This is a genomic window from Parabacteroides sp. CH2-D42-20 (assembly GCF_003670185.1).
GTDB classification, from domain to species: domain Bacteria; phylum Bacteroidota; class Bacteroidia; order Bacteroidales; family Tannerellaceae; genus Parabacteroides; species Parabacteroides distasonis.
Window position 1 is genome coordinate 1 of record NZ_RAYG01000053.1, and the last position, 13,924, is coordinate 13,924.

The following is a 13,924-nucleotide window of genomic DNA, read 5'->3' on the forward strand; positions in this document are numbered from 1 at the left end:
AGCGTGGGTGTCTGCACCCTGCCCAGCGAGAACACCCCCTGCCCGGCGGCTACGCTCAACGCTTGGGTGGCGTTTATCCCTATCAGCCAGTCCGCTTCGCTGCGGGACTTGGCAGAGAGGTAGAGGTTATCGTAACGCTCTCCCGGCTGCAAGTTATCCAGCCCCTCCCGGATTGCCTTGTCGGTAAGGCTGCTTATCCACAGGCGCACGAAAGGCTTGCGGCAGTTCAGGTAATGGAAGATATAGCGGAAGATTAACTCACCCTCACGTCCGGCATCGGTGGCGACAATAATCCGGTCGCACTGGTCGAACACTTCCTTTATCACTTTCAACTGTTTCAGCACACCGGGGTCTGCCTTGTAACCTTTCTCCGCTTTCACCTGACGGGGGATTAATTGGAAATCGGGCGGCAGTATTGGCAGGCTCTCCCTGCGGAAGTTCGCCACGCCATAGGCTTCCGGCATGGCAAGCTGGATTAAGTGGCCGAACGCCCATGTCACCATATACCCGTTGCCGGAAAGATAACCGTCATTACGCTGGGTCGCACCGATGATGCGGGCGATGTCTTTTGCCACGCTGGGCTTCTCTGCTATCAATGCAATCATATTGTTTCTTTTTTATGGTTTGTTACTGACTTGATTTTCCGTAAAATTTTACGGTCATAATAAATATGGTAGCCGCCCACGTAATACTGGCGGTTGTGCCTGTCTATTTCTTTCCAGTCGGTTTTTAAAGAAAGGACTATGAAGAAAATCAGGACGACAAGCGGAATAGCTATAATATAGATTAGCTGCATACCTTTATAATTTCATTCCTTTGGACTTCTTGGGTTTATCCGCATTCAGACTCTTGTTCTGCGCCTTATCCTGTTTCTCTTTCTGCTTGGCGGTGGGCTTGTCCTGACCCTGTTTCAGCGGCTCTTTACTCTGCTTGGTGGCTTCGTTGGTTTTGCCCTCCGAATTGACCGCTACCTGCGTCCGGCTCTCGGCGGCGGGGGTAACGTCTTTCGGCTGTACCTTGTCGGAGGATTTGCCCTGTGCGCTGGGCTGCACATGACCGTTGAACTCAACGCCCTTGCCGTCCTTTAACCCGGCTACCTGCTGCTCTACGGGCTGTTGTCCCTGCTGCAAGAACTGGACGGCAGACCTCGGCAGGAACTCCAAGCCACGCTCCACCGCACTGATCTGTAAATAGGCACTGCGCTTCGTGCCGTCCCTGAATTGCAGGTTTTCCATTTTCACCGCTTGCCCGGCTTCAAAGGCGGCTTTCTGCTCCGGGCTGACTTTCACGCCGCAAATGGTATCGGGGCATTTCCACTTGTCAGCCCGCATATACTCCAGTTCGTGCGTGTACCTGTCCCGGCTGACGAACACGAGGATTTGCTCGCCGCTTTTCGGGTCTTTGATTTCAGCGATGCCGCCCAAGTTGCTTGTGCCTTGCAAGTTGCCCTGTTCCTGTTTGGTGAAGTCGTGTTCATGGAACGGGCGTTGCAACAGCTTTTCGTCCTGCTGCACGCCGTGCAGCTTGGGTACTACCGTGCCGTCCTTTGCCTGATAGAAAGAGAGCTTGACATCGGTAGGTTTGAGGTAGAAGCCGCCCACTGTCCCCGAAACGGTGTAGGTGTTGCGGGACTTGTAGCCACGCATCACCCGGTCGAAGTCCTTCGTGTTTTTCAGGGTGTCGGCGGTGATGCCGACTTTTTTCAGGTTCTCCCAGTCTATTTTTGACGGGTCGAAGCGGTAGCCCTGCTTGAACTCGTGGAAGTCGGGCTTCGGAACTCGAAGCATTTCAGCCCGCTTGTTGCCCTCCGGCGTAGGGTTGCGGTGATTGTTCTCGATTGCCTTTGCGTTCTGCTCCGCTTGGGAAGCCTTTACGCTGAACAGTTCCAGCCCGGAAGTGTCCTGAAACTTGCGGAAGAAATTGGAAATGAAGTTGCTGAACACATCGCTGTTCTTGTCCACCTGCATGAACTCGCCGCCATGTCCGGTAGTGGGTAGTACGGTCTGCAAATTGCCCTCCTTGTCAATACCTTTAACGGCACTCACCTTTCCCTGCTGTTTATCCAAGACCAGCAGCACGTCTTTTTCCTGCCCCTCTGCGGGCGGGGTCATTCTGTTTGCCATAAATAATTGGAATTTTAGTGGTTACGGGAATAGTCCCGCCCAAAGGTAGCGACTAAATATGCTATATTTGGACGGGCGGCAAAGGCTGTCCGAATTTGTCCTGCGCTGTCCCGATTTGTCCCGGTGGATAAAAAATCTCCAACCAATAGTTGGAGAAATAGAAAACATCTTCGGCAAAATATTTGTTATGTTTTTACAGGTGATTACATAATATACTATCTTTGCATATAGAAACAAAGGACATAAATATGGCTTCATTCAGAAAAGAGATACTTGGGCAGATTGAACGGATAGATACCGGGCGTATATTCACGTTCCGGGATTTGTCGTTTGAAACGGAAAAGACCGCCAATGTTGCGGTACTGCTCTCCGAACAGAGCCGCAAAGGGGTACTGGTACGGGTTGAAAAGGGGGCGTACTACCGTCCCAAGAAATCAGTGCTGGGGCTGGGAAAGCTGCCTGTCTATCAGGATGAACAGTTCCGCTACCTGACTGAAAAACTGAACGGCTATATCACTGGGGCTTACATCTATAACAAAATGGGACTGACCGAACAGGTTGCCACAACCATAACGATAGCCACTCCTAACCCGGTTCGCCGTTTCCGTTTCAAGAACTTGGATATAGAGTGCGTGAAAGCCTACTGCATGGACTACTCGGATGAAAGCCTTGTCCCGTACTTGCGGCTGCTCGATGCGATAAAGGACATGAAGCGCATACCCGGAACAACCGGGCAGGACATCTACAACCGGGTCAAGAGCCAATATTTCAACGGGTACAGCCTGCCGGAACTGGAAAAAATCGTATCTTTGGCGAAAAGTTACCCGCCACGTGTCAGAAAGGTGGTGGCGGATATACTGGGCGACATCAGACAAACCGTATTGCAAACAGAAATGGCAAAGACCATTCTTCCCACGACACGGTTCAACTTGGATTATAAAACAGCATAGGACAGAAATATGAATTTACATTCGGACAAGGAAGCGTTCAAGGAAATCATCGCACTGGCGGCTGAACATTTCGGCTACGAGCAGTCGCACGTGGAAAAGGATTACTGGGTATCGAAGATACTGCGGGATATTTCCATGTCCGAATATGCGGATAAGACCTACTTCAAAGGCGGAACTTCACTTTCCAAAGCCTACGGGCTGATAGAACGTTTCTCGGAAGATTTGGACTTGTTCGTGTTTACGGGTGACAAAGGTACGTCCAAGCAAGCGGAAAAGACATTGAACAAGAAACTTTCCAAATACATAGCCGAACTCAATAGTGACATATACAAGGAAGATTTGTCGGAAACGGGCGGTAATTACCGTAAACTGTATTTCTCGTATGACAATGTATTTCAAGGCGTGGGACTGAAAGAACATTTGGAAGTAGAGATAAAATCCTGTGACCTGCCGGACAAAAAACTGATGTTCTACCCGGCGGACAAGCGGGTTATCAAACCGATTGTGACCGCCTTTCTTGAAAGCATCGGGCAAGAGGAACTGATAAGCACTTACGGGCTGGAAAGTTTTGAAACACAGTGTATCAATCCTCGAAAGACTATCTGCGACAAGGTTTCAAGGCTGGTAAAGCTGTCTTACAATGAGAATGCAGCCGCACTGCTGGCAAAGCATATCCGTGACGTTTACGACTTGTCGGCACTCTACCACAATCAGGAATATAACGATTACCTACATTCGGAAGATTTCTTGGATGCCATGTACCGGGTGACGATAGAGGACGGACTAAATAAAAACTCCCGTTCGCACTTGTCGCTGGCTGATGCACCGATATTCAAGGATGCCGAAGCGGTCATGGCGTTGCCCGAAGTGGCTACGGCATACACTACCGATTTGAAGAAACTAACTTTCGACAAAAGCAAGATGCCGCCGATAGGCAAGGCTGTGGAAGCATTGAAGAACCTGCACGAAATATTAGTGCGTTTTGAAGCCTACCGCACCAAAAAGCAAAATGAAGAACAACCGTAAAGCTACATCGGCTGTTCTTCACTCCATACATTATTATATACAGCTATTCTTCCTCCTTAATCAAGTGGCATAGCTCCGGGTCATTCTTAATCCGGGTTATCTCGTCCTCGACAATCTGTCGGACTTCCTGACGGATGCGGTCATAGTTGGCTTGTATCTCCTCCTGCATCCGGTCGTTGCCGTCCTTGTCGGTGAAGTCTATTATCTGCGGCAGCTTCACGTAACGGGCGGTTTCCCGCTTCACCTTTTCATTGTCCACCACGATTTCACAGTGGAAAATCTTCTGTTCTATCCGTTCATCGAAGTTGTCTGCCACAGCACCCACGAACATACCTTGCGTGAGGTTGGATATTTTGCTGGCGGGTATCAGGCTGTCCATTTGGGTGCTTATCGAGGTGGATTTTTCCCGCTGGTTGATTGTCATGCTCTGCCGTTTCTGCAACACCTTTCCGAAACGCTCGGACAGGATTTTCGCCGTCTCACCGACCACCTGACCGCTGAACACGTTACCCACAGTATTTTGTATCACCCGGCTTTCCTTGTCCCCGTAATCACGGGTAAGCTGGCTGTAATCCTGAAAGCCCAACAGAACCGCAACCTTGTTGCTTCGGGCGGTCGCAATCAAATTATCAAGCCCACGAAAATATATAGTCGGTAATTCGTCTATTATCACTGAACTTTTAAGCTGACCTTTCTTGTTTATCAGCTTCACGATACGGGAATTATATAATCCCAGTGCTGCCGAGTAGATATTTTGGCGGTCAGGATTGTTGCCGACAACCAAGATTTTAGGCTCTTTCGGGTTGTTGATGTCCAGTGAAAAATCATCACCTGTCATTACCCAGTAAAGGGCGGGTGAAATCATCCTTGAAAGCGGGATTTTCGCACTGGCAATCTGCCCATAGGCTAAGCACCCGGCGCCTCGCCACTTTTTACAGTGGTAGGTTTCCAAGCACTCGCCTCCGAACCGTGCATACAGGTCTCCCCGTACACGGCTCTCCACCTTCTCATTCAGTCTAACTTCCCTGCGTGTATTTTGTGATGGCATACTGAACATACTGCTAATGTTTTGCGGTTACGTGAAATCATTTTAATTTCCCAATCACTTTTGCCTTTTAGGTCTTTCAATTTGCGTACATGGTGCATTTCAAGATTGTCCGTAGCACTGCAATTTTCACATACACGTGCCTGAAGTCTCTTGATTAGTCCATTTCTGCCGCCTGTTATGGCAACCGTGTTTGGCAGTTTGTCATCCAAATACCGATTGGGCAGTTCCTTTCGCTTAAAGCCTTTGTCGTAGAACTCACGCTTGAACTCATATCCCCTTTTATTGGTGTACGGTATGGCAAATACTCCGTTTTTCTTGTACTTCGCAATGATTTTCTTTTTAGAAGTGCTGTACTTTGCGGCGTATGTCTTATACATACTGTATTCCATGATGTTATAAAAAGAGTCAATGACGGGACTATTATTTGCAATCGAATAGAAGTTATAGAACCCCATGATTTCAGAGTTATATTGGCTTATAATTTCCAAATCATCAAGACAGCGCATATATGTACGTCCTTTGGGCTTCCAAACCTCCTTACCTTTTTGCACAGTAATCTTTACCGCATCATATTCAAGGAGCTTCTTCCGCATCACTTCGGTAGTCACATACAGGACTATCTTATGGTCTAAGCTTCTTGTCAAATGTCCGTTTTTATCCCTATGAGTGTCATTGGATTTGCGTACAAATACGTCATAGCCGAGAAATTTAGCATGTTTTCTTGCATTGGTTATCAGCGTTTTTTCATCAGATAGTTCCAATTTCAATTTGTCTGCCATAAATTGCTTTATGTCCTCTTTGATTTTGATACAATCCTCTTTGCTGCCAATAACACCAATGAGAAAATCATCCGCATATCTCACATATTTTAGACGTTTCATGTCCGCATCCATTTCATCACTTGCCGGATATTTCAGACGTTCTTTGACAACTTCTCCAATTTGTTTCAACAGTAGTCGCCGTTCCGTTTCATTCTTTGCTTGTTTCAGCTTTGTTGTCAAGTAGTATTTTTTCTGCCCAAGTTGTTTTGCTATCGGATTTTCTTTGCGCCTTTTTCCCTTATTGAATTTTTGAGTGTATTCTTTGATGTATTTGTCGAACTTGTCAAGATAGATATTTGCCAGTATAGGACTTATTATCCCACCTTGTGGTGTTCCGCTATACGATTTGTGAAATACCCAATCTTCCACATATCCGGCATTCAGAAACTTTCGGATAAGGCGTAGAAAACGCATATCTGAAATACGTTCTGAAAGAATAGCTATCAATACTTCGTGGTCTATATTGTCAAAGAAACCTTTAATGTCTCCCTCGATGAACCATTTTGTATTGTTGAATGTCTTTTGTATGCTCCAAAGTGCAGTCTGCGGACTTCTCTGTGGTCTGAAACCGTGAGAAGAATTTTCAAAACTGCCCTCGTAGATTGCTTCCAAAATCATTCGGATAACTTCTTGCAGAAGTTTGTCAATGAATGACGGAATACCCAGCGGTCGCATTTTCCCGTTTTTCTTGGGAATGTACACCCGCTGAGAGGGATTTGGCTGGTACGTCTCATCTTTGAGTGTACCTATCAACCGTTCAATATGGGATATACAGAAACCGTCAATGTTTTTTCCATCGACACCTTTCGTCATATTGCCCTGTTTCGTATAAATACGTTGGTAGGCAATGTAGTACATCTCCTCATTAAACAGTAACCGATACAAACGTTCAAACTTGTAAGCCAAGTCGGAACTATGTTGTGTTAGACTGTTTAATATCTTTTCTGGATTTCTTTTCATGTCTCTCACATTTTCCAAAATTTGACATTAAACGATATTGGCTGCTTCCCTTCGCCATGTACAAGGCTTTCCCTTGCTCGGACTACTACGGAAGCTCTGTTGCCATATGGGTTGCCCCACTTAGGCAATCCCCGTTTAGACATATAATAACTATTGGCATGATAGATTGTCGGATACGACTTTCGTCTTTTACTATGTATGTAGTTGCTCCGTGATAAGTTCTTTTGCCCATGCAACCTACAAGGCGAAGCTGGGTATCACGGCTTGACGTTTGTAACTGTCTTCCGTCAAGGCTTAACCATCGAGCCGCTTAGACTATCGTTCAACCAGTATAGGCTTTATCCTCATATCTATCGTTTCACCTCGCCACACGGTCAGAACTTGACAGTTAGTTCACTCGTGGCTTTACCGACATGCTACACTCCCCATCGTCTTTCGTTGAATGGATAAGTCGGCTGGTGATAGGTTATTATTTCAAAGAACACAAACCTAATAGCTTGCCAAAGCTATATTTATTATATGCCCTTACGGGCGCACCTGCAACTGCTCTTGAGCATCTGATTCCCAAGCATCTACGAACGGAGAAAGGTAGTTTTCCAGTCCGGGATAGCTGCGCAAAATGGTGAACACATCGGCGTATTTCTTATTTAGCAGTTCAATGGCGTGGGGGAACGTACAATACTTACCGTCCTGATAGATACGGAGATACCAAATTATAGCCGCCAAAAGAATAATCGGGCTTTCCACGAAGAAGTCGCCCTGCTTGCTTATCCAAGAGCGATTTAGGTTAAGCATTATCGTGTAGCTGGCTTCATAGGCATCCGCAATGTCCGACATGAAGCTGGCGTTTATCGGGTTGCATCGGTGGCTCTTGCGTGGGTCGTCAAAGTTGATAACGTAAAATTTCGGCTTGACCTTGTAGCCGTCCAAGTGGTTAAGTAAATGATTGTAAGTGATTTCCGAAAGGTCAGGAAACTTATAATCATAGCAGTAAAGCGCAAAACCTTTCTCGATTAGCTGTTTTATGTAACTGTTTACCACCGCATACGACTTACCGCTGCCCGGTGTTCCCAACACAAGGCTGGCACGGAACGGGTTCACGATATTTATCCAGCCGTTATTCCATTTCTTTTTATAGTAGAACCGGGTAGGCAGATTTACCGAATACTCGTTCTCGATAAGCCTTATTTCCTGCATGAAACTCTCGTTCTCCGTATTAAAGACATCATCCATTAGGTTGTTCCTCAACAGCCGGGACATCCATGTACCCGCCATGAGCATACAGATATAGCCAGCCGACAGCGTGGCTATGTAAAATGCCGTGTCCGCCGTGTGTGGCAGCGGAAGTTCCAGTAGCCACCAGTTCAGGAAAAACAACACGACACCCGCCGCAAGGCTGCAATGTATCTTCGTCCACGTTATCTTTTCCTCTTTCACACCCTTAGTGCCGATACACGACAGGGCGAGGAACACCACCGCAAAAAGTTTCGTCCAAAGGACGGACGAGAACAGCCCGGTGGTGCGCTGGAAGTTCCACAGTATCTTGTCTATCACTTCAAACGTTACTCCCCACTCTTTCAGGGTGGAGTAACAGAACCAGTACACGTTTATTCCCACAAATAGAATACTGACAGCCCGCATAAAGTCCATGACCCTTGCAAGCCCTCTCAAATCATCTTCCTGTTGCATGATTGTAATGTTTTTTAGTTAGTCGATGCGCCTTGTGCGCTTCTTTTTCTTCTTTCTTTTTTGGCGGGCGGTGTCCTGCGGCTCGTCACCGCCTGATGCACCGCCGCCCAGCAAACCGCCGAAAGCACCCAGCACGGAAGCCACACCCGGAACGATATCGGATTTCGGCGTGAACTCCGGCTGTTCCTGATGCGTGGATTGTTCCCGTTGCGGTATTTCCACTTCGGGCTGGTGCATTTTTTCGGTTTCGCCCGAAAAGCGTTCGTTGAACACGTTCGCCGAATACTCCTTGCCCAAGCGTGAACCGTTCAGCACCACCCGGCTGTCGTGGTCGATGAACGTAATGCCATAGATGCGCCCGCTGTCGTTCTGACGAAATACCACGTCAATGCCCTGCTTCCTTAGTTGTTGTTCCAGTTCCTTGCGGTTGCGTGTGGTCTGCATGGCAGTGGCTACAATCCTCCGGGTGCGTTCTTTCAGTTTCCCGTTCTTGATTGCTTCGCCCGATTTCTCCATTCTGCGCTGCACCGCTTCATAGCCCACCGACTTGCCAATACGGGAAGCCTTTACCGGGTTGCCTGTCTTTTCGCTCTTGTCATTCATGGCGGAATAGACTATGCCCTGATAGGGCTTGCCGTTTATCTCCCCTTTGACTTCCTCGACGCACACGTTGTAAGCGGCAAGCAAAGCCTTGTATTCCCCGAACGACTGGAAACGGTAGCCGTAACAAGCCGCTTTCACGGTATTGCCGATTTGGTGCTTCACGTCCCCGGCGGCATAGTCCACCTTTTTAAGTTCCGGGCGTTCGGCACGTTCCTTTCGCTCTGCCGGGTGCAGCCCGTATTTCTTTTCCAGTTCACGGGTGATTTGCTTGCTGCGCCGATGCTCGAACCTGTCATTCAGCGGTCTGCCGTTCTCGTCCACCCGCAACCCCACGATGTGGATATGGTGGCGGTCGATGTCGGTATGCTTGTACACTAAATAAGGCTGGTCGCCATAGCCCAACTTCCGCATATACTCTTTGGCAATGTCGGAAAGCTGCTGGTCTGTCAGCACGTCTTCCGGGTGCGGGTTTATGGAAATATGAAGTATCGGCTTCTTGGTGGATAGCTGGACGGGCATCTGCATTTCAAAGCTGCGCATACACTCGCCGATAGAGAAATTCCCGTCCTCGCCCAACAGCATCCGGTTGGAGAAAAGCACCTTTGCTTCCTCGCTGTCCACCTTGTTTTGGTTGTACGCCAGTGCGCCGAACATATTGCCGCCCGTGCTTATTTTGGCAACCATAGTTCCTTGCACTCGTTTGTCAGGTCGATAACCTGACGGTTCAACATCGCCAGTTCAGTGGTCGCTTTCTCCAATTTATAGAGAAAAGCCAGTGCCTTTTTCTCCGAAAAATTGCTGTGCAACGCCTTTACCACTTGGTTGTAATTGACTGCCACGGCTCTGAATTGTGCATAAAATTCGGTCAGCCGGGCGCAATAGTCGACTGCCGACTTGTCCACTTTCACCACCCGGAACGGATCGCCGAACAGCCGGGCGGCGATGAAACGGGACTTGCTCGTAACGCCCGACTGCTCCCATTGCGAGAGGAAGCGGGCGTTCTCCCGGTCGTTCAGGTAAAGGACATGGCGATGCTTCGCCGGGTCTGCGAGGGCGGGGCGACCGCCCTTGTTGGTTCTTCTTGTTTCCATGCTTCTTTGGATTAAAAAAATTACGACTTCGGAGTGATTTTTACCCCCGCAAGGGGCAAGGCGTTTTCAGGCACGGAAAACGGTTTTGTATGCTACAAAACACACCTTGCTATTTTCTGACGAAAATCGAAATCCGTCCCGGACGGATTGGGGTTAGCGTGAAGCGGCAAGCCCAGCCTTTCACCATCCCGGTTTTACACCTCCGCCCCCTGCGGTTCGTTACTCCGCTGCAAAGTAACGGTGATTTATAATGCTGTAAAATAGGCGGTTGGTGGACAAATCGGGACAGCACAGGACAAATTGGGACAAGGTTTTCAGGGGACGTTTTTTCTCCCTTTTTTTGCATCGGATTTCAAGATTGAAAACAAGATTGAAAGAAATATTCCAATCAGGAAAGAATGATTGAAAGCATGATTTCAAGAAAGCATGATTGCAGGATTTCAAGATTTCAAGAAAGAATGAAAACTGGAAAACAAGATTGAAATAAAAAAGTCTTTCAAGATTGCAATATGGAAAGAATGGAAGCTATATGGCTGGATTGATTGAAAGCAATAAATAAATCTATCAACCAATAATGAACGAAAGCAATATGGAAAACGAGAAAACACCCCTTTATGTCGCCTTTTCCACCCAAAAGGGCGGGGTCGGCAAAACCACCTTTACCGTGCTGGCGGCAAGTTACCTCTATTACCTCAAAGGCTACGATGTGGCGGTGGTCGATTGCGACTACCCCCAACACTCCATTGCCGGGATGCGCAAGCGGGATGCCGAGCAGGTCGGGGCGGATGAAGATTACAAGCGAATGGCGTATGAACAGTTTACCCGGCTGGGGAAGAAAGCCTACCCGGTGCTGTGCAGTTCGCCCGAAAAGGCGATTGCAACAGCTGACGAACATATAGCCGCCGGACACGTGCCGGATATTGTCTTTTTCGACCTGCCCGGCACGGTGAACAGCGAGGGCGTGATAAACTCCCTTGCAGGCATGGATTATATCTTCACCCCCATTTCAGCCGACAAGGTGGTGCTGGAAAGCAGCCTATCGTTTGCAGTGGCTATCCACAAGTTGCTGGTAAAAAATGAAACCTGCCGACTTGCCGGGCTGTACCTCTTTTGGAACATGGTGGACGGTCGGGAGAAAACAGACCTTTACACCGCCTACGACAAGACGATTAAGGAACTGGAACTGCCACTGATGAAAACCTTTATCCCCGACACCAAACGCTACAAAAAGGAACTGGTGGCGGATAAAAAGGTGGTGTTCCGCTCCACGCTCTTTCCCGCCAGCCGCCCGCTGGTAAGGGGAAGCAACTTGGAAGAACTGATAACCGAAATAGTGTACTACATCAAATTAAAATGATATGGCAAAGCAAAGCGGCGGGATGCCGAAGATAGACGAGGATTTCATGAAAGAACTTATCTCGCAGGGCGTACCCGCCAAGCGGGAGAGCCAGCCGGATGATGTACCGCAGCCCGGCGGCGAAACGGAAACCGCCCACGAGGGACGGCAGACTGAAACGGTGCGGGTGGAGAAACCGACACCCCGCAAGCGCAAGGGCGGTTCGGGTGACTACCGGGAAACCTACTTTCAGAAAGTGGAACTGGCAGACCGACAGCCCTTGTACGTGAGCCGTACCACGCACGAGAAGCTGATGCGTATCGTGACGGTGATAGGCGGGCGAAAGGTGACGGTAAGCAGCTACGTGGAAAACATTCTGCTGCGCCACTTCGAGCAGTACCAAGACGAGATAAACACACTGTACGAAAGCCACTTCCAAAAGCCCTTTTAGCTATGGTAGCCTATTGCATATTAACCGGGCTTTTGGTGTACTATATCGCCCTGTGGCTGTGGTATCGCTACACGGACAGCCGGACATCACCGGGCAGAACGGATGATGCGCCGCTTCCACGAAACGAAGTTTCAGGCTACACGCTGATAGGTGAAAGCCGATACAAGGGTGGACTAATCGGGACAGCGCAGGACAAATCGGGACATCTCCCGCAAGCGGCTGAAAATGATACTATTTTTGCGCCGCAAGCTGACGGACAGCCGGAAGAAAACATTTCGGAAGCAGCAGCCGAAGCGGAAAAAACGCCCGGTTACGAGAATGACGAACCCGACTACGAGGACGAGGAAATAGCCGGGTACATGGACGGTGACGATGATACCGGGCGGGCTACGGGCATGAGCTTTGACGAACTGGGCGAAGCGGTACGCACGGCGAACGCCGACAACTCCACCGAAGCGGAACAGCGGCAAGCTGCCGGGACACTGGCAAGCATTGAGGGGACGAACCTCTACGATGCGGTGGTGGAGAACATCAACGGCGGGCTGGCAAAGGTGGCGGAACTGCTGGGACGCAACGAAGCGGAACTGGCTATTGCTGCTCCTGCCGAAGCTGGCGGTACAAGCAAGGAACATGAAGCGTTCGACATGAACGATTTCCTATAATATAATAATGTGTAACAATATGAAGCAACGTGACTACGGTTGATTGGCAACCTGAAAACCAACAGACGGCATCCGTGCCGAACCACTAAAATTTCAAATTATTCACCAGCCGGGAAAGGCGGACTTCCCACCCGCCGCCCGGCATTAAAAACAAATCACAATGAGAAAGAAAATCTTTTTGTCGGCGGCTATCCTTGCCGCTGCGGTAAGTGCCTACGCACAAGGCAACGGGCAGGCGGGCATCACCGAAGCCACGAACCTAATCACCGGGTATTTCGACCCCGGAACAAAATTAGTGTACGCAATCGGGGCGGTCTGCGGCTTGATTGGCGGGGTAAAAGTATATAACAAATTTTCAAGCGGTGACCCCGACACCTCAAAGACCGCCGCCAGTTGGTTCGGGGCGTGTATCTTTTTAATTGTCGCCGCCACTATCCTGCGTTCGTTCTTCCTATAAAACGGCGGCTATGTCTGAATATCCGGTAAACAGGGGTATCGGGAAGCCGGTGGAGTTCAAGGGGCTGAAAAGCCAGTACCTCTTTATCTTTTGCGGCGGCTTGCTTGCCGTCTTCGTGGTGTTCATCGTCCTGTTCATGGCAGGCGTGAACCAGTGGCTATGTATCGGTTTCATCGTGTCGGCTTCGCTGCTGCTCGTGTGGCAGACGTTCCGGCTCAACGCACGGTACGGCACGCACGGGCTGATGAAAGCAGCCGCACGCAAAAGACACCCACGCTTCATTATCAGCCGAAAGGCGATACCCCGGCTGTTCAATTACAAAAGAAGAAAGGAAGAAAGAACATGAGGAATACATTAAAGGCTACCACGCTGGAAAGGAAATTTCCACTTTTGGCGGTGGAGAACGGCTGCATCATTTCAAAGGATGCGGACATAACGGTGGCTTTCAGGGTGGAACTGCCCGAACTGTTCACCGTCACCAGTGCCGAGTACGAAGCCATACATTCGGCGTGGTACAAGGCAATCAAGGTACTGCCCGACTACTCCATAGTACATAAGCAGGACTTCTTCATCAAGGAGAACTACCAGCCCGACACCGAAAGGGACGAACTTAGCTTTTTAAGCCGCTCCTTTGAACGGCATTTCAATGAACGCCCGTTCCTGAACCATTACTGCTACCTGTTCCTGACAAAGACGACAAGGGAGAG

The 13,924-nt window shown here is 49.0% G+C and carries 14 protein-coding genes and 3 pseudogenes; 9 read left to right on the forward strand and 8 right to left on the reverse strand.

Annotated features, from left to right (window positions below):
* The 3 genes from D7V92_RS21020 to D7V92_RS21030 all read right to left on the reverse strand — a co-directional run.
* Positions 1-605, reverse strand: a 605-nt coding sequence (locus D7V92_RS21020; protein WP_233572887.1) for a DNA topoisomerase, incomplete at its 3' end; no start/stop codon positions are given.
* The gene (locus D7V92_RS22555) at positions 602-796 is read right to left on the reverse strand and encodes a hypothetical protein (RefSeq protein WP_117833957.1); all 195 of its coding nucleotides are present in this window, start codon (positions 794-796) and stop codon (positions 602-604) included. The genes D7V92_RS22555 and D7V92_RS21020, both read right to left, overlap by 4 nt.
* A 4-nt stretch (positions 797-800) precedes the next feature.
* Positions 801-2,123, reverse strand: a complete 1,323-nt coding sequence (locus D7V92_RS21030) for a DUF4099 domain-containing protein (protein WP_121773703.1) — start codon at positions 2,121-2,123, stop codon at positions 801-803.
* A gap of 248 nt (positions 2,124-2,371) precedes the next feature.
* Between D7V92_RS21030 and D7V92_RS21035 the strand changes: the two genes are divergently transcribed.
* Positions 2,372-3,073: a DUF6088 family protein gene (locus D7V92_RS21035; protein ID WP_121773704.1), complete on the forward strand. Its 702-nt coding sequence runs from the start codon at positions 2,372-2,374 to the stop codon at positions 3,071-3,073.
* A gap of 9 nt (positions 3,074-3,082) precedes the next feature.
* Positions 3,083-4,099 carry a nucleotidyl transferase AbiEii/AbiGii toxin family protein gene (locus tag D7V92_RS21040; protein ID WP_121773705.1) on the forward strand — a complete coding sequence of 339 codons (1,017 nt, stop codon included), beginning with the start codon at positions 3,083-3,085 and terminating at the stop codon, positions 4,097-4,099.
* A 43-nt stretch (positions 4,100-4,142) separates the two neighbouring features.
* Here the strand turns inward: D7V92_RS21040 and D7V92_RS21045 are convergent.
* The 5 genes and pseudogenes from D7V92_RS21045 to mobA form a co-directional block, all read right to left on the reverse strand.
* Positions 4,143-5,000, reverse strand: a pseudogene (locus D7V92_RS21045) (TraM recognition domain-containing protein); the annotation flags it as partial.
* A gap of 110 nt (positions 5,001-5,110) precedes the next feature.
* A complete protein-coding gene (locus tag D7V92_RS21050) occupies positions 5,111-6,928 on the reverse strand; it encodes a reverse transcriptase domain-containing protein (RefSeq protein ID WP_121773706.1) in 1,818 nt (605 codons plus the stop codon).
* A 537-nt stretch (positions 6,929-7,465) separates the two neighbouring features.
* Positions 7,466-8,617, reverse strand: a pseudogene (locus D7V92_RS21055) (YWFCY domain-containing protein); the annotation flags it as partial.
* A gap of 18 nt (positions 8,618-8,635) precedes the next feature.
* A complete protein-coding gene (gene mobB / locus D7V92_RS21060) occupies positions 8,636-9,904 on the reverse strand; it encodes a conjugal transfer protein MobB (RefSeq protein ID WP_121773707.1) in 1,269 nt (422 codons plus the stop codon).
* Positions 9,889-10,311, reverse strand: coding sequence for a conjugal transfer protein MobA (gene mobA, locus D7V92_RS21065; protein WP_121773708.1), 423 nt, complete (start codon positions 10,309-10,311; stop codon positions 9,889-9,891). Before mobA ends, mobB begins: the two co-directional genes overlap by 16 nt.
* Before the next feature lie 89 nt (positions 10,312-10,400).
* On the opposite strand from mobA, the gene D7V92_RS22335 reads away from it, so the two are divergent.
* The 7 genes and pseudogenes from D7V92_RS22335 to D7V92_RS21100 all read left to right on the forward strand — a co-directional run.
* Entirely contained in the window at positions 10,401-10,562 is a 162-nt protein-coding gene (locus D7V92_RS22335; protein WP_199718930.1) for a hypothetical protein, read from the forward strand.
* A gap of 323 nt (positions 10,563-10,885) precedes the next feature.
* Complete coding sequence (locus D7V92_RS21075; RefSeq protein ID WP_121773710.1) at positions 10,886-11,668, forward strand: ParA family protein; 783 nt, start codon at positions 10,886-10,888, stop codon at positions 11,666-11,668.
* A 1-nt stretch (position 11,669) separates the two neighbouring features.
* Positions 11,670-12,098, forward strand: a complete 429-nt coding sequence (locus D7V92_RS21080; RefSeq protein WP_025077252.1) for a DUF3408 domain-containing protein — start codon at positions 11,670-11,672, stop codon at positions 12,096-12,098.
* Positions 12,099-12,100: 2 nt separating this feature from the next.
* A complete protein-coding gene (locus tag D7V92_RS21085) occupies positions 12,101-12,760 on the forward strand; it encodes a hypothetical protein (RefSeq protein ID WP_121773711.1) in 660 nt (219 codons plus the stop codon).
* A gap of 160 nt (positions 12,761-12,920) precedes the next feature.
* Positions 12,921-13,217, forward strand: a complete 297-nt coding sequence (locus D7V92_RS21090) for a DUF4134 domain-containing protein (RefSeq protein ID WP_004309970.1) — start codon at positions 12,921-12,923, stop codon at positions 13,215-13,217.
* A 10-nt stretch (positions 13,218-13,227) separates the two neighbouring features.
* Positions 13,228-13,452 (forward strand): annotated as a pseudogene (locus D7V92_RS21095) (DUF4133 domain-containing protein); the annotation flags it as partial.
* Positions 13,377-13,924, forward strand: a 548-nt coding sequence (locus tag D7V92_RS21100; RefSeq protein ID WP_370036683.1) for a DUF3875 domain-containing protein, incomplete at its 3' end; no start/stop codon positions are given. The pseudogene D7V92_RS21095 and the gene D7V92_RS21100, both read left to right, overlap by 76 nt.